This is a genomic window from Sphingomonas sp. ABOLH (assembly GCF_003951715.1).
Taxonomy (GTDB): domain Bacteria; phylum Pseudomonadota; class Alphaproteobacteria; order Sphingomonadales; family Sphingomonadaceae; genus Sphingomonas; species Sphingomonas hankookensis_A.
Genome location: NZ_QQWV01000024.1, coordinates 43,027 through 57,861, shown reverse-complemented (window position 1 = coordinate 57,861; position 14,835 = coordinate 43,027). Strand labels below are relative to the sequence as shown.

Below are 14,835 nucleotides of genomic sequence, written 5' to 3'. Positions count from 1 at the left end.
CACACATATCCATTCACACTCGTCATAACACCCCTTCCGCCCAACAGGGCGACCATGGTGGCGCGGGGTGGAGCAGCCCGGTAGCTCGTCAGGCTCATAACCTGAAGGTCACAGGTTCAAATCCTGTCCCCGCAACCAAACCAAAAAGCCCGCATGTCTAACGACTTGACGGGCTTTTTGCGCTTAGGCGCGCGCGACAGGCGCCCAAGCCGCAATCCTTGAGCCAGTCGTGCGCGTCGTGATACGCATTGCCACCGACGTCCCGACGAGGAACGCATGCGGCCAACGGCAATCTTCAGCGCATTCTCCGGGAAATACCTGCTCCTACGCTTTCCTGCCGGGCGCCAGTACCGCGTCGAAATCGCCGAACGCCCCACTAGCATCCTGTCGCCGACTGATCTGGCAGCACTGCAGGCCGCCTGCCGCGACGTTGTGGCTAGCTGTCTGGACGGGCGGCAGCTCGATTACGGGTTGTTCGCGCCTGACGGGGCCGCATGGGACCGCAGCGTGGTCACCTTGGTCCGGCGGGCCGGCGACAGCCGACCCATTGCGTTCAACGCCATGCCGTTGCTCAGGGTGCAGCGTGGCGGCCTGCCGGACGACGTGCTGCATCTTGGACTTGTCATGGTCGATCCGGCCGAGCGGAGTGGGGGGCTGTCATGGATTCTCTATGGCCTGACCTGCTTTGCGCTCTTCGTCCGGCGTGGCCTGCGCCCGCTATGGATCAGCAGCGTGACACAGGTGCCCGCCGTCGTCGGCATGGTCGCGCAGACGTTCGACGACGTGTATCCCGCACAGGCGGGCACCCGGCCGAGCTTCGCCCACCAGCACCTTGCCTATCAGATCATGCGGAAGGAGCGCGCGGCGTTCGGCGTCGGCGAAGACGCAGGGTTCGACCCGGCAACGCAGGTCATTACCAATGCCTATACCGGCGGGTCCGACAATCTGAAGAAGAGCTTCGCCGTCGCCGCCAAGCATCGCGATGAACGCTATAACCGGTTCTGCGCCGAAACGCTGGACTATGTCCGAGGCGACGACGTGCTGCAGATCGGTCGTATCGACCTGTCGACCGCGCGGCGGTTTCTGGCGAAAAGCGTTCCTCGCAGCGCCATTCCGCAACTGGGCGTGCAGGCGATCATCCTGACGATCCAGGCCATCGTCGCGCCGCTGGTTCAGTGGTTGGCTGCGGATCAACCGTTGGGAAGATTGAGGGGGGGATGAGCGGGTTTTGCTATGATGGGATGACGGTACGCAACCGCGGGTTCGTCACGGCGGACGAGCAGGCGCGGTTGCGGGCGGCTAAGATATTGATTCCGGGGGTCGGCGGCATGGGCGGGGCCGCGTTCATGGCACTGGTGCGCGCCGGCGTCGGCCGCTTTGCCATCGCGGATATCGACCGTTTCGAGCTGTCGAACCTGAACCGCCAGCTGTTCGCCACGCTGGACACCATCGGCGAGGACAAGGCGACGGCGGCGCGGGCCGGCGCGCTGCGGATCAACCCGGAAGTCGAGATCGAGCTGCTGGGCGCGGAATGGACCGACGCGTTGGACCGGCTGATCCCGGAGAGCGACGTGATCGTCAACGGCATGGACGATGCGGCGGCAGGCGTGCACCTGTACCGCCGGGCGCAGGCGCATGGCCGTACCGTCATCGACGCCTATGCCTCGCCGCTGCCGTCGGTGACGGTCGTTCGCCCCGAGGACCCGCGACCCGAAGTGCGGCTACGCTATCCGACGGTCGGCATTCCATGGACCGAGGTGACGGCCGACATGCGCACCCTCTGTCTCCAGCGCGAGATCGAATATGTGCTGATCCACAGCAGCAGCCACGCGCATGTCGACCTGGACATTGCGGCCGAGGTCGCCGCAGGCAAGCGGTCGCGCTTTTCCTTTGCCACGATGGTGACGATGGCGGGCACGATGATGGCCGAAGAGGCGATCCGCGTCATCCTGCGGCGACCCAGCGGCACCGACCATCGCGGTTATTTCTTCAACCCGCACCGGATGCGGGTCGAGCGCCCGCGCGCGGCACCGGTCGCCGCCGTCCGCGGCGTCGTCGTCCGGCGGTTCCTGCGGCGGATGATGGCGTGATCGACCCGCTGGTCACCGTGATCGCGCTGGGCGCGGCGGCGATCGCCCGCGTCGCCGCCGGCGAGGCTGCGTCACGCTCTCCGGTCGCCAGGGCATTGCGTCGTGTGTACGGGCTGACCGTGCTGCTGCTGGCGCTACGGCTAATCGGTTCGGTCAGCAATGCGGTGCCGTTCGTCGTCGCGCTGATGATCGTCGCGGCATGGCTGCCGCTCGCCGGCCTACGCCTGGCGGAGGAGTTGTGCCGCCGTCATGCGCAGCGCTGGGTGAAGCTCCTCGGGCTGGGCGGCGGCGTGGCGTTCACCCTGGTCGCATTGACGCTGGGCGTGGTGTGGAGCGAGGCGGCGATCGTGGCGCTGGCCGTTTATCAATCGGTCATGCTGGCGCTGACGATCCTGTTGCTGGCGCACGAACGCGCCGAACTGAAGCCGGCCGAGCGGCGGACGCTCGATACCTTCCTGCTTGCGCTGTTGCTGACCATTCCGCTGGCGCTCAGCGATTTCCATGCCCTGTTCCCCGAACTGCCAGTGCGCGGCGGCGCCATCGCCGTGCTGGTGATCGTGCTGGGATCGTCGCGCCTGGCCGATGGCCGGGGACGGCCATCGGGACTGATCGCCGATCTGGCGGTCGCGAGCGGTGCCTGCGGCCTGATCGTGCTGGCGGCATGGCTGTCGTGGCCGGCGATCGACGCGGCAGCGGCGGTGCGGATCGCGGCGGCCGGATGGGCGGTGGTGGCATTGCTGTTGCTGGTCGAGCGGCGGAGCGGTCGAGACACGCGCGGATCGGGGCTGATCGCCGCGCTGGCCCGCGCGCCGATGATGCGCCGGGACATGATCCTGTCGGCGCATCCCCTGCTCGAAAGCGGACAGGTGATCGATGGCGACATGCTGACCGCCTATCCGCCGGACAGTATCGAACGGTTGCTGTGTCACCCCGTCATCGACGCCGATCTGGACGACGAGGCGGGCGATGCCGGACGCGACCTGTTGCAGGCGACGCAGGCGACGCATCTGATCCGCCTGTCGCGGACACCGCCGCGATGGCTGGCGATCGCGGCGGGCGGGCTGGCCGGGGCCGAGCTGGACGACGAGATCGCGGTCGCGGCGCGGTTGATCGAGGCGGCGGCATGAGCGTCGAGCTGCGCCAAGGCGACGAGGAGGCGTTCTTTGCCGCGCCGTTCCATGCCTATTCCCGCGATACCGGCTATGTGTCGCCGATGCGCGGCGATGTGCGGCGGATGCTCGACCCGCGCGCCAACCCCCTGTGGTCGGCCGGCAATCCTTATGCCTTCTGGACGGCAAATCGGGGCGAACGTCCGGTCGGGCGGATCGTCGCGCATGTCCATCGCCAGTCGAATGCCGCGCACGGCACGCGCCGCGCCCAGTTCGGATTCTTCGATTGCGCCGACGATGACGAGGCTGCCGCCGCCCTGCTGGGCGCGGCCGAGGGGTTTGCACGGGAGCATGGGCCCACCGAGCTGGTCGGCAATTTCAACCTGACCGCGATGCAGCAATGCGGCGTGATGACCGATGGCTTCGGCGCGCGGGCCTATACCGACATGGTGGTCGGCGCGCCGCATATCCCGCGCCTGCTGACGGTCAACGGGTTCGCGCCGTTCTTTCCGATGCGGACGTTCGAACTGGATCTGGAGTCGGCGCGGATCGACGGGTTGCGGGTGCTGGACGGCGACGACGGCTTTCGCTTCGCGCCGATCGAGAAGGCGAGCTTTGCCGAGCGGATGGAGGAGGCGCGGATCGTGCTGAACGACGGGTTCGCCGACAATCCGATGTTCGTGCCGCTGACGGCGGAGGAGTTCCGGTTCCAGGCGGGGGAGATGATGTCGATTCTCGACCCGCGCCTGTCGTCGGTCCTGCTGCATGACGGGCAGCCGGTGGGGACGGTGGTCTGCATTCCCGACCTGAACGGGCTGCTGGCCGCCACCGGGTCACGGATCGGGTGGACGACGCCGTTTCATTACCTGCGCTATCGCCTGCGACGACGGCGGGCGGTCATCATCTTCTATTCGGTGCTACAGGCGATGCAGGGACAGGGCGTGATGGGCGGAATGCTGGCGCGCACGGTGACGGCGCTGCGCGAGGCGGGCTACCGCCGGCTCGGCATCACCTGGATCGCCGACGTCAACGCGGCCAGCCTCCGCCAGATGGACAGGATCGGCGCACAGCCGCTGCATCGGCTCCATCTGTTTCGAAAGACGCTGGCATGAGCGGCATCGATCGCATCGCGCTGGTCGCCGAAGCGGCGCTTGCCCCCAGCGTCCATAATGTTCAGCCCGCCCGCTGGCGGCTGACCGGTGACGACGGCGTCGCACTGTTCGAGGATCTGCGTTGCCGCCTGTCGGTCGGTGACCCCCATGCGAACGATGCGGTGATCAGCCTGGGGGCTGCGGCGGAAGGGATGCGACTGGCGGCGGCGCGGCGCGGACTGGCGCTGCGGGAGGTCGCGCGCCCAGCGGACGAGCAGGATCTGCGCGCGGTCGCGGCGTGGCAGCTTGTGGTGGGTGGGACGGTCGAGCCGCTCGGCGATGTCGTCGAAGCGCGCCGGTCGTGGCGGGGGGCGTTTGCAGCGCCGACGTTGATGGACCGGGCGATGGCGGCGGCTCTGGTGGCCGACGACGCGGCGATACTGACCGATGCGGCGGTGCTGCGACAGGTCGCCACCCGCTATGATGCGGCAAGCTATTACTTTTTGCGCGACGATGCGTTTCGCGCGGAGCTCCTGGGATGGATGCGGTTGCGCCGTCGCCATCCCCGCTGGGATTTAGACGGACTGAACGCGCGGGCGATGGCGATGGGCGGGATTGAGGCGCAGGGCGCGCGGATCGTGCTGGGTCCGGCATTCCGCCTGCTCGACCGTCTGGGCCTCGCCCGGCCGCTGCTGGCCGAGGGGGCGAAGATCGCGAAGGCGGCGGGCGTGGTGCTGTTCCACCGGCCGCGCGACGAGGCGCCGTTCGACAGCGGCGCGGCCTTCTACCGGCTGTGGTTGCGGCTCGAGGCGGCCGGGTTCGGCGCGGCGGTACTGGCGGCGCTGGCCGATGACCCGGATGCCGCGGCGGATATGGCGCGGCGGGCTGGCCTAGGGGAAGATCGCCGCATCGTCAGCGCGTTTCGCATCGGGCGTCGGCCGCCCGGATCGGTCTCGGTGCGTGCCCGCCGCCCGATCGGCGAGCTGCTGGTTTAGGTGTTCGCCCCAGCTTTGCCGGGCCAAATTTACAAAAGTTTCAGAAAGGCGATCAGCGCCTGTTTGTCGGTGTCGGACAGGTCGGTGCCGAAGCTGTGGCCGCCATTGCCGCGTCCGGGCTGGCGGGCGTCGAGCCAGGCGGGGCGGGCAAAGGGGCGATAGCCGGCGGGATAGGCGCCATCCGGCGTCAGGCGCAGGCCGACCCGTTCGATATCGAGCGCATGGCCGCCGACCTGAAACCGGATCGGCCGCCGGGCGGGCGTCAGCAGCGTGTCGAGTGTCGGCACCGATCCGTTGTGGAGATAGGGCGCCGACGCCCACAGCCCGGCCAGCGGCGGCGCGGCATAGCCCGATCCGGTCGTGACATCGATCCGACCAGCATAGGCGCTGCTCCCGACCGCCATGGCCAGCGCCCTGTCGAACGCGGTGGCGCGCAGCGGGTCGGTGCCGACATCGCCGATCCAGTTGGGAAACCGAACCAGCCGTGCGCGGCGACCCTCCAGCCGATAGTCGCCGTGACAGGCGGCGCAGTGCCGAGCGTAGAGCACGGCGCCCGTTCGCGCGCGGGGCAGGTCGACCGCGCCGGGGAAGGGGGCGGGGCGATAGGCCGCGAGGAAGGCGAGGACCGCATCGGCATCCGCCAATGCGTCGATCGCCGCGTCGGGATGCACGCCCATGCTGGGTACGGTGAAGAAGGTCGTGATCCGCGCCAGTGCCGTGCGATGCGCCGGAGTCAGGTCGTCTCGGGTGGTCGCGCGCGTCGCCTCCCCGGGGATGCCGTAGGCACCATCGGCCAGCCGCCGGGTACGCCATAGCCGGGCGCCAAGATCCGGGATTGATACCGTGCCGACATCGCCGCGTCCGCCGCCGATCAGCGGCACGTTCAGCGCGGCCTTGAGCGCCGCGACGCCGTTGGTGCTGCCGGGCGTGCCGTTGGGAAAGGGCAGGGGGCGTTCGGCATCGCGCAAATCGGCCAGCCGCTGCCGGACCAGCGGCCGCACCAGCAGACGCAGGCTCAGCCGTTCGCGCGCCCCCATGTCGGGAAACAGCGCGGCGGCGGTCGGGAGCAGCCGGTCGCTGTCGACATGGCGGCGCAGTGCGACGAACACCGCCATCGTATAGGCTTCGAGATCGAGCGAGGTGTTGGGCATGCCGAGCACCGCGCGCGACGGATCGGGGGTGCCATCGGCGCGATAAGCGATGCCGGCATGGCAGGCCGCGCAGCCGAGATTGGCGACCCGCACGATGCTGCCGCCGACGGGGGCGACGTCGCCGGCGGTGAAGCCCAGCAGCATGCCGCCCGGCCGCATGCCGACGCCGGGCGGGCGGTTGACGACCTGCGCGGCGGTGAGGAAGCCGAAACGGGCGAGGATGCGCGACAGCGTCGCCGGCTCGATCCGCGTGGCGGGATCGCGCGCCTGTTCGTCGAGGACGAGGGCGGCGGCGACCAGCCGCCATGGCAGCGCGCTGCGCTCCAGTGCCGCCACGCTGATGCCGCCGAACGCCGCGCCTTCGAAGGCTGCGGCGCCCTGAGCGACCATGCCGGCGGACGGGGCGACAGCCGGGCGGGTGACCGCGTCGCCGACCGGGCGTGCGCCCGCCCAGAGCAGCGTGCCGCCCAGCACCAATGCCGCGCCCGCCACCGCGAACCGGCGGAGCAGGGTGATCCGCCGCGGCGTCATTCGCCGAGCGCACAGCCCTGCAGGATCGTCGTGCCGGCGAGCGCCGTCACCCGGTCGCAGGTGAGCGTGACGCGGCTGCCCTTGGCGAGGTTCGCGATCTGCGTGGCATCGGCGACGTTCGCAACGACGAAGTTGAACGGGGTGCGCCCTTCGAGCGAGAGGGCGGCGTTGCTGCCCGGCGTGACCCCGGCGACGGTGCCGGTGGCGGTGATCGGGCCGGGATAGCGGGTCCGCGCGCCCTGCGGATCGTCGCGAAACGCCGCGTCGAGGCTGGCGATGGTGGTGCGGGTGGCGTCGGCTGCGGCGCTCGCGCTGGGTTCGGGGGCGGTGGCGGACTCCTTCGCGGCGGTTGCCGGCGCTTCGTTGCGGTCGGGGGCGGCGATCGGTCGGGGGCCGTCGCGCTGCGACCAGAGCATGACCAGGATCACGAACAGTGCGACCGCGATGATGACCGGCAGGATCAGCCCGCCCGCGCCGCTCGATCGTTTCTCGGCCGGTCGGGGCTTCGCGGACGGCGCGGGGCGCGGGGCTGCGTCGGTCGGTCCGGTATCGACCGGCGGCGCGGCGGGGGTCGGGGCATCGACGGCGTTGCCGCACGCGGGGCAGAAGCGGGCGTCGGTCGGCAGCGCGCTGCCGCATCGGGTGCAAAAGGCCATGGCGTTGCTCCGTCAGGGAATGTGAAACACGTGGAACGGCGGCAGTGCCTCGAGGACGCTCGTACCGGTGCGCCGTTCGCAGATGCGGTCGATGGCCCATGCGCCCAGGAAGAAACCGACGAAGAAGGCGACCAGCGCCGCATCGCTGTTCCACGGCTCGAACAGGCCGAACAGGACCAGTCCGGCGAGGCCGCCGACCACGATTTCGAGGATGGCATAGGCGAAGATGACGAAGCCGGACACCTTCGGCCGGGGTCGGGCATCGCTTACCGGGCCGGGCGGCGGGGTGGTGCGGTTGCCCAGTTCCCGCTCGGGCGCGCGCAGGCCCCAGGCGATCGACTTGTAAAGCGCGAAGACGATCGCCACCAGCAGGACGCCCATGAAGAGCACGCCGCCCGCGCCGCCATAGGGGAACAGGGTTTCGTTCACCATCGCCGCCGCGACGACGGCCAGCAGCAGGCCGATGCAGTGGAAGACGAAACTCCAGCCGGCGCGGCGGACATAGCGGTGATATTCGCGTTCGGATACCGGTACCGGCTGTCCCTTGCCATCGAAGCGGTAGACATAGCCGGTCGGCGTCCGTTGGAACTGCCGCTTCATGAAGATGCCGTAACCCTTGATGAGTCCCATCTCGGTCACTCCCAAATCCGGGGCGGTCGCGGAGGACCGCCTTAGCGCAGGCGGTGGAACAGCGGTCCGGAGCGCGGGGTCGTGCGGCTCGATGCCTTGAGCCCCTGCAGCGTGGTGACGATGCCGCGCGGACCGCGCGTCAGGGTGAAGAGCGGCTGTCCGCGCCGATAGCCGCTGTCGAACATATTGTCGGGACCATAGCCGTAGAATTTGACGATCGCCGATCGTCCCTGCGGCGTGACGGTGCAGCGGATGCGCTTGTTGGTCTGAAACCCCTGGCCCTCCAGGGAGCAGCCGGTGGCGCCGGCCGAGGGACCGATGTGCAGGGTGTAGGTGATGAACGCGACGACGCTGTCGCGCTTGTCGGGTCCGCCGTAACGGCCGACATCCTCTTCCCAGATATAGCGGCCCTGCCATGTGGCGACCTGCGCGGATGCCGGCTGGGATGCGACGGCTGCCAGCGTCAGCGTCGCCCACGCGATGCCGAGGAATATGGTCTTCACGATCCTTCTCCTTGTCGAGCGAAAGGGTCAGAACGGGGATGTAACGTTCGAAGCGGCGTTGCGCTTCACTTGGCCAGCAACGACATGCGGCCGGTCAGGGGCGTGATGGCATAGTCCGCCCCGCCCTGACGCGCAGGCCACATCGCGACCTGGAACCGCTGCTTGGCGGCGCAGATGCTGACGGTCCACACCTCGTAATGGCCGCCCATCGACGGGGCCGGACGCGTCGGCTGACGCGGGACATAGGTGCGCGGCATGATGGTCATGTGCGCCGAGGTCATCATGCGACAGCCGCCGGTGCGGCTGGAATATTCGGCAATCGCGCGCAGCACGTCGAGCTGGAGCTGCTGCGTCGCGCGGGTCTGTCCCGTGATCCGCAGCGGATAGGCGGCGGCGGGCTGGGCGATGCCGATCGTCGACAGGGCGAGCGCAACGGCGGCGATCCAGGGTTTGCGATCCATCGTCTCTCTCCTTCGTCCCGGTCGATCCGGGGTCGGAAGCCGATGTCGGCCTCGCAATCCTAAATACACGACGTTCAATTAATCTCAAATGAACATCGATAAATTGATGGGGGCGTGCGATGAAGCGTTCAGTCTGCCATCGAAACTCAGGACGCGCGAACGCCCGACCCCGCGGCCGGTCGGTTCCGCGTTGTCGGGCGTCCATCGTTGGCGAGCGGCGCTCCGCCGGTCCGCTACAGCGGCAGACCCACGTAGTTTTCGGCGATCGCGGTCTGCATGGTGCGCGATGCGGCGACATAGTCGAGCTCGGCAGTCTGCATCCGGTGTTCGAATGCGCCGTCCTCCGGAAAGCGATGCATCAGCTTGGTCAGATACCAGCTGAACCGTTCCGCCTTCCAGATGCGGGCCAGCGCGCGTGCCTGATAGCCGTTCAGCCCGGCGTCGTCGCCGTGCTTGAAGAAGGCGATCAGCGCGTCGGAGAGATAGGCGACGTCGGACGCGGCGAGGTTCAGCCCCTTCGCCCCGGTCGGCGGCACGATATGGGCGCTGTCACCGGCCAGGAACAGCCGGCCATGGCGCATGGTTTCGAACACATAGGAGCGCAGCGGCGCGATCGACATTTCCAGTGCCGGCCCGCGCGTGACGCCATGGTCGGAGATCGGGTCGAACCGCTCGGCCAGTTCGTCCCACAGCCGCTCCTCGCTCCAGTCCTCGATCCGGTTGGTCCGCGGCACCTGCACATAATAGCGGCTGCGCGTGGCGGACCGCATCGATGCGAGGGCAAAGCCGCGATCGGTGTTGGCATAGATCAGTTCGGGATGGCAGGGCGGCACATCGGCGAGGATGCCGAGCCAGCCGAACGGATATTCGCGTTCGAACTCGCGCACCGCCGATGCCGGGATCGCCTTGCGCGAGGGGCCGTGGAATCCGTCGCAGCCGATGACGAACTGCGCATCGATCCGCATCGGTTCGCCGTCCTTCGCAAAGGTCACGAACGGCGCATCGCTGTCGAGGTCGTGCAGCGCGACGTCCTTCGCATCGTACAGGATCGTCAGGTCGCGCGTCGGCGCCGCGTCCATCAGGTCGCGCGTGACTTCGGTCTGGCCATAGACGGTGACGTGCTTGCCGGTGAGGCCCAAGATATCGATGCGGATCAGATGGTCGGCGGTGGCGAGATTGAACCCTTCCTCGACCATCCCTTCCGCGCGTAACCGCCGGTCGAGGCCGAGCCGCTCCATCAAGTCGGTCGTCACCGCCTCCAGCACGCCTGCACGGATGCGGCCGAGGACATAGTCCGGCGACTGGCGTTCGACGACGATGCAGTCGACCCCGCTCGCCCGCAGCAGATGCCCCAGCAACAGTCCCGACGGCCCCGCGCCGATGATGACGACCGAGGTCTTCACCGGGCCGCCGCCAGTTGCTTGTCGAGCGCGTCGAGCACGCGGTAGCAGGGCATGACCTGTGCGACGCTGGCATTGGGTTCGCGGCCTTCGCGGATCGCGGCGATGAATTCGCGGTCCTGCAATTCGATGCCGTTGGTCGACACCGCGACGCCCGACAGGTCGATCGGCTCTTCCTTGCCCGTCACCAGATCGTCGTAGCGGGCGATATAGGTGCCGGTGTCGCCGATATAGCGGAAGAAGGTGCCGAGCGGCCCGTCATTGTTGAACGACAGCGACAGGGTGCAGATCGCACCGCTTTGCGCCTTCAGCTGGATCGACATGTCCATCGCGATGCCGAGGTCGGGATGGTGCGGCCCTTCGATGGCGTTGGCCTGTACGATCGGCCCCGCCTGATAGGCGAACAGGTCGACGGTGTGCGCGGCATGGTGCCACAGCAGATGGTCGGTCCACGAGCGCGGCTCCCCCTTCGCATTTATGTTCTTGCGGCGGAAGAAATAGGTCTGCACGTCCATCTGCTGCACGGCGAACTCGCCCCGCGCGATGCGGTCATGGACGTACTGGTGGCTGGGGTTGAAACGGCGGGTATGGCCGCACATCGCGGTCAGCCCGGTCGCGTTCGCCTTGGCCAGCACCGCCTCGCCATCGGCCAGGCTGTCGCACAGCGGAATTTCGACCTGCACATGCTTGCCCGCGTCGAGGCACTGGATCGCCTGTGCGGCATGCATCTGGGTCGGGGTGCACAGGATGACGGCGTCGAGACCGGGTTGGTCGAGCGCTTCGGCAAGGTCGGTGGTGGCGTGGCCGATGCCGTATTTGGCGGCGATCGCCTGGGTCGGTTCCAGACGGCGACCGACCAGCGAGACGACGTCGACGCCGTCGATGTTCTTCAGGCCGTCGAGATGCTTTTCACCGAAGGCGCCGGCGCCGGCGAGTGCGATTTTCATATTGATCTCCCTCTCCCCGCTTGCGGGGAGAGGGCTGGGGAGAGGGGCAGTCTCTCACGCCAGCCCTATCGTTTTCGGTTGTCGACTGCCCCTCTCCCAACCCTCTCCCCTGAAGGGGAGAGGGCTTTAATTGTCGGGTTTGAGTACGAGGTGGCCGATGGCGGTGTTGCTGCACGGGACATGGTAATGCCGGTGAAGAGCGGCGGTGCGCTTGCCCATGGCGCCGCGCATGATCAGCCACATCACCATCTCGATCCCTTCGGACCCGGTTTCGCGCAGATATTCGATATGCGGAATGTGGCGCAGCCGGTCGGTGTCGCCGATCATGCCGTCGAGAAAGTCATTGTCCCATTCGGCGTTGATGAGTCCGGCGCGCGGCCCCTGCAACTGGTGGCTCATGCCGCCGGTGCCCCAGACCTGTACGTTCAGATCCTCCGGGAAGCTGGCGACGGCGCGCGCGATCGCCTCGCCCAGCGCCCAGCAGCGATTGCCCGAGGGCGGGGGATAGGTGACGACGTTGACTGCGAGCGGAATGACCTTGACCGGCCATTCGGCCACGTCGCCGAACATCATGCTGAGCGGGACGGTCAGCCCGTGATCGACATCCATCTCGTTGATGATGGTCATGTCGAATTCGTCCAAGATCAGGCCTTGTGCGATGTGCCACGCCAGGTCGGGATGGCCGTGGACGACGGGCACCTTGCGCGGACCCCAGCCTTCGTCGGCGGGTCGGTAGCTTTCGCCGCAGCCGATCGCGAAGGTCGGGATGAACTTCATGTCGAAGGCGCTGGCATGGTCGTTATAGACCAGGATGACGACGTCGGGCTTTTCCGCCTGCTCCCAGGCGCGGGTCCAGTCATATCCGGCGAAGATCGGGCCGAAATAATCGTCGCGATCCTTTTTCAGGTCATGCGCGACGCCGAGCAGGGGAACGTGGCTGGTCGCCACGCCGGCGGTGATGCGGGCCATTATCGCAGGTCCTTTTTGGAACGGACGCCGTTGGGCGAGCGGCCGCCGGCGTTCATCATCGCCTGATATTCCTCGACCGACACGCCGGTCATGGTGCTGACTGCCTGGACGAAGCTCAGGCCATCGGTCGAGAACACCTTGGCAAGAAAATAGATATTGCCACCCAGATCGAGGCAGCGATTATAGTCGCGCGACAGGATCGCTTCGCGCTGCTCCGGGCTGAGCGGCCATTCGTCGAGATAGGCCGCCTCGTCCGCCTTCCACCGTTCGCGGTTTTCCGGCTTCATCAGGCTCATCGCGAACTGGTTCATGTGATAGCCCTGTCGCGCCCGCGCGGCGGTGAAGACGCGGGTGCCGGGAATATCCTCGAACTCGGCGAGATAGGCGTGGATGTCCTTGGGCTCGCTCACCGGCCGCGCTCCTTCAGCAACGCATCGAGGCGCGGGAAGACGCGGCGGGCATTGCCTGCGAAGATCGCGGCCCGCTCCGCATCGTTGATATCCAGCGCATCGACATAGCGTTTGGTGTCGTCGAAATACTGCCCGGTCGTCGGATCGATGCCGCGCACCGCGCCGACCATCTCGCTGCCGAACAGGATGTTCTTGTTGTCGATCACGTCCGCCAACAGGTCGATGCCGGGTTGGTGATAGACGCAGGTGTCGAAGAAGATGTTGTTCATCAGATGCGTGTCGAGCGCGGGCTTCTTGAGCATATCGGCCAGCCCACGATAACGTCCCCAGTGATAGGGGACCGCGCCGCCGCCATGCGGGATGATGAAGCGCAGTGTCGGGAAATCGGCGAACAGGTCGCCTTGCAGCAACTGCATGAAGGCGACAGTATCGGCGGCGATGTAATAGCCGCCGGTCGCGTGCATTGCCGGGTTGCAGCTGCCCGACACATGGATCATCGCCGGCACGTCGAGCGCGACCATCGCCTCGTAGAAGGGATACCAGTAGCGGTCGGTCAGCGGCGGGTGGGTGAAATGGCCGCCGCCCGGATCGGGGTTCAGGTTGCAGCCGATGAAGCCCAACTCGCGCACGCAGCGCTCCAGTTCGGCGATCGAGGCGGTCATGTCCGCCTTCGGGCTTTGCGGCAGCATGCACACGCCGACAAAGGTTTCGGGGAAAAGGCCGACGACGCGCGCGATCAGGTCGTTGCAGCGGCGTGCCCAGTCGATCGCCACGGCTTCGTCGCCGACATGCGGCGCCATCGCGGAGGCGCGGGGGGAAAAGATGGTGAGGTCGGCGCCGCGTTCCCTGATGAGGCGCAGCTGGTTCGCTTCGATCGTCTCGCGAATGTCGGCGTCGCTGATGTCGGGATAGGGCGGGGCGGGTTCGCCGGCTTGATATGCCGCGACCTGTGCCTCGCGCCATGCATCATGGGCCTTGGGCAGCACGGTGTAATGGCCGTGGCAGTCGATGATCATTGCGTGTCTCCCAAAGCGGCGAGCTTGGCGGTCAGGCCGGCGGGCGGGGTGAGGCCGAGGCCGCCGAGCGTCCGCTGACGTTCGATGGTGCCGCGCGTCATCGCGGGGTCGACGCCTAGCGCCGCCAGTGTGACGGCGACCTCTTCCATCTCGGCGGCGCGGCGCAGGCCATGCGCCATCATACGGTCGAGATTATAGTCGATCCGCGTTTCCCATCCTTGCGGCTTCCAGCTGGCGTCGAGCGAGGCGATGACCGGGTCCAGCACCCCGGCGCGTTCGGCGGCGAGTGCGCATTCGGCGGTCAGTGCCTCCAGCCCCTTCACCATGACCGACCGGATCATCTTGATCGACGATGCCGCGCCGATCGCGGGGCCGGCGATGGCGACATTGGTGAAGCCATGGTCGCGCAATACCGCCTCGGCCTCTGCCGCGTGCGGACCGGCGAGCAGCAGCGGCGCGGCAAGGCGCGCAGGCAGGACCGGTGCCATCACCGCGACATCGACATAGCGGCCACCGGCGGTGGCGACCGCCTGCGCCGCCGCACGCTTGGTGTCGGGAGCGACGCTGTTCATATCGAGCCAGAGCGCACCGGGCGCGAGCAGGGCGGCATAGGCGCGGGCGGCGGGTAGCGCCTGATCCGCCGTTACCAGCGAGAAGACGGCATCGGCATCGGCGAGCGCCTCAGCCGGTGTTTGGCAGCCGATAACACCAGTCGCGCCGTACGCATCACCGATCGCCGCGCCCTTCCGATCATAGGCGCGGATGCCCGGCCGGGCGAATGCCTGTCCTGCCTCTCCGAACCCGATCGATGCGATGGTCATTGCCATGCCCCCTGGGTGGCAGGCGGCCATCGGTCCGGCCAATCGGAAAGCGCCG

The 14,835-nt window shown here is 67.7% G+C and carries 16 protein-coding genes and 1 tRNA gene; 6 read left to right on the top strand and 11 right to left on the bottom strand.

The genetic code is table 11. The annotated features are described in order from the left end of the window. The first annotated feature begins 61 nt into the window (after positions 1-61). The 6 genes from CA237_RS12255 (at position 62) to CA237_RS12230 (ending at position 5,285) form a co-directional block, all read left to right on the top strand. Positions 62-138 (top strand) — tRNA-Met (locus CA237_RS12255). Between the two features lie 138 nt (positions 139-276). Next, entirely contained in the window at positions 277-1,221 is a 945-nt protein-coding gene (locus CA237_RS12250; protein ID WP_066693491.1) for a hypothetical protein, read from the top strand. Positions 1,222-1,241: 20 nt separating this feature from the next. Then, positions 1,242-2,090, top strand: a complete 849-nt coding sequence (locus tag CA237_RS12245; protein WP_206432977.1) for a ThiF family adenylyltransferase — start codon at positions 1,242-1,244, stop codon at positions 2,088-2,090. Beyond that, positions 2,087-3,217, top strand: coding sequence for a hypothetical protein (locus CA237_RS12240; protein WP_126014231.1), 1,131 nt, complete (start codon positions 2,087-2,089; stop codon positions 3,215-3,217). Before CA237_RS12245 ends, CA237_RS12240 begins: the two co-directional genes overlap by 4 nt. Beyond that, positions 3,214-4,311 carry a GNAT family N-acetyltransferase gene (locus CA237_RS12235; protein WP_126014229.1) on the top strand — a complete coding sequence of 366 codons (1,098 nt, stop codon included), beginning with the start codon at positions 3,214-3,216 and terminating at the stop codon, positions 4,309-4,311. Before CA237_RS12240 ends, CA237_RS12235 begins: the two co-directional genes overlap by 4 nt. Continuing rightward, positions 4,308-5,285, top strand: coding sequence for a hypothetical protein (locus tag CA237_RS12230; RefSeq protein ID WP_126014227.1), 978 nt, complete (start codon positions 4,308-4,310; stop codon positions 5,283-5,285). Before CA237_RS12235 ends, CA237_RS12230 begins: the two co-directional genes overlap by 4 nt. Positions 5,286-5,314: 29 nt before the next feature. Here CA237_RS12230 and CA237_RS12225 read toward each other — a convergent pair whose 3' ends face one another. From CA237_RS12225 to CA237_RS12175, 11 genes are all read right to left on the bottom strand, one after another. Continuing rightward, a complete protein-coding gene (locus CA237_RS12225) occupies positions 5,315-6,967 on the bottom strand; it encodes a hypothetical protein (protein ID WP_126014225.1) in 1,653 nt (550 codons plus the stop codon). Beyond that, entirely contained in the window at positions 6,964-7,623 is a 660-nt protein-coding gene (locus CA237_RS12220; protein ID WP_126014234.1) for a zinc-ribbon domain-containing protein, read from the bottom strand. Before CA237_RS12220 ends, CA237_RS12225 begins: the two co-directional genes overlap by 4 nt. 12 nt (positions 7,624-7,635) lie before the next feature. Beyond that, on the bottom strand, positions 7,636-8,253 hold the full coding sequence (locus CA237_RS12215; protein ID WP_126014223.1) for a hypothetical protein: 618 nt from the start codon (positions 8,251-8,253) through the stop codon (positions 7,636-7,638). Between the two features lie 41 nt (positions 8,254-8,294). Continuing rightward, the gene (locus CA237_RS12210; RefSeq protein WP_126014221.1) at positions 8,295-8,756 is read right to left on the bottom strand and encodes a DUF5991 domain-containing protein; all 462 of its coding nucleotides are present in this window, start codon (positions 8,754-8,756) and stop codon (positions 8,295-8,297) included. A gap of 65 nt (positions 8,757-8,821) precedes the next feature. After that, positions 8,822-9,217, bottom strand: coding sequence for a hypothetical protein (locus tag CA237_RS12205; protein ID WP_066689193.1), 396 nt, complete (start codon positions 9,215-9,217; stop codon positions 8,822-8,824). 233 nt (positions 9,218-9,450) lie between these two features. Continuing rightward, on the bottom strand, positions 9,451-10,620 hold the full coding sequence (pobA, locus tag CA237_RS12200; RefSeq protein ID WP_066689194.1) for a 4-hydroxybenzoate 3-monooxygenase: 1,170 nt from the start codon (positions 10,618-10,620) through the stop codon (positions 9,451-9,453). Further along, a complete protein-coding gene (locus tag CA237_RS12195; protein ID WP_066689201.1) occupies positions 10,617-11,564 on the bottom strand; it encodes a Gfo/Idh/MocA family oxidoreductase in 948 nt (315 codons plus the stop codon). The genes pobA and CA237_RS12195 overlap by 4 nt, the downstream gene beginning before the upstream one ends. Positions 11,565-11,690: 126 nt before the next feature. Next, entirely contained in the window at positions 11,691-12,533 is an 843-nt protein-coding gene (locus CA237_RS12190; RefSeq protein ID WP_066689202.1) for a class III extradiol dioxygenase subunit beta, read from the bottom strand. Continuing rightward, a complete protein-coding gene (gene ligA / locus CA237_RS12185; protein WP_066689203.1) occupies positions 12,533-12,943 on the bottom strand; it encodes a protocatechuate 4,5-dioxygenase subunit alpha in 411 nt (136 codons plus the stop codon). The genes CA237_RS12190 and ligA overlap by 1 nt, the downstream gene beginning before the upstream one ends. Beyond that, positions 12,940-13,959 (bottom strand): amidohydrolase family protein, encoded by a 1,020-nt coding sequence (locus CA237_RS12180; RefSeq protein ID WP_066689204.1) that lies wholly within the window; start codon positions 13,957-13,959, stop codon positions 12,940-12,942. The genes ligA and CA237_RS12180 overlap by 4 nt, the downstream gene beginning before the upstream one ends. After that, positions 13,956-14,786, bottom strand: a complete 831-nt coding sequence (locus tag CA237_RS12175; protein ID WP_066689206.1) for an NAD(P)-dependent oxidoreductase — start codon at positions 14,784-14,786, stop codon at positions 13,956-13,958. Before CA237_RS12175 ends, CA237_RS12180 begins: the two co-directional genes overlap by 4 nt. Positions 14,787-14,835 lie beyond the last annotated feature (49 nt).

What these genes read in the sequence shown, in the direction of transcription:
- CA237_RS12230 (WP_126014227.1), top strand. Translation starts at nt 4,308, where the DNA reads ATGAGCGGCATCGATCGCATCGCGCTGGTCGCCGAAGCGGCGCTTGCC.
- CA237_RS12250 (WP_066693491.1), top strand. Translation starts at nt 277, where the DNA reads ATGCGGCCAACGGCAATCTTCAGCGCATTCTCCGGGAAATACCTGCTC.
- CA237_RS12245 (WP_206432977.1), top strand. Translation starts at nt 1,242, where the DNA reads ATGACGGTACGCAACCGCGGGTTCGTCACGGCGGACGAGCAGGCGCGG.
- CA237_RS12195 (WP_066689201.1), bottom strand. Translation starts at nt 11,564, where the DNA reads ATGAAAATCGCACTCGCCGGCGCCGGCGCCTTCGGTGAAAAGCATCTC.
- CA237_RS12225 (WP_126014225.1), bottom strand. Translation starts at nt 6,967, where the DNA reads ATGACGCCGCGGCGGATCACCCTGCTCCGCCGGTTCGCGGTGGCGGGC.
- CA237_RS12175 (WP_066689206.1), bottom strand. Translation starts at nt 14,786, where the DNA reads ATGGCAATGACCATCGCATCGATCGGGTTCGGAGAGGCAGGACAGGCA.
- CA237_RS12235 (WP_126014229.1), top strand. Translation starts at nt 3,214, where the DNA reads ATGAGCGTCGAGCTGCGCCAAGGCGACGAGGAGGCGTTCTTTGCCGCG.
- CA237_RS12190 (WP_066689202.1), bottom strand. Translation starts at nt 12,533, where the DNA reads ATGGCCCGCATCACCGCCGGCGTGGCGACCAGCCACGTTCCCCTGCTC.
- CA237_RS12215 (WP_126014223.1), bottom strand. Translation starts at nt 8,253, where the DNA reads ATGGGACTCATCAAGGGTTACGGCATCTTCATGAAGCGGCAGTTCCAA.
- CA237_RS12180 (WP_066689204.1), bottom strand. Translation starts at nt 13,959, where the DNA reads ATGATCATCGACTGCCACGGCCATTACACCGTGCTGCCCAAGGCCCAT.
- CA237_RS12220 (WP_126014234.1), bottom strand. Translation starts at nt 7,623, where the DNA reads ATGGCCTTTTGCACCCGATGCGGCAGCGCGCTGCCGACCGACGCCCGC.
- CA237_RS12205 (WP_066689193.1), bottom strand. Translation starts at nt 9,217, where the DNA reads ATGGATCGCAAACCCTGGATCGCCGCCGTTGCGCTCGCCCTGTCGACG.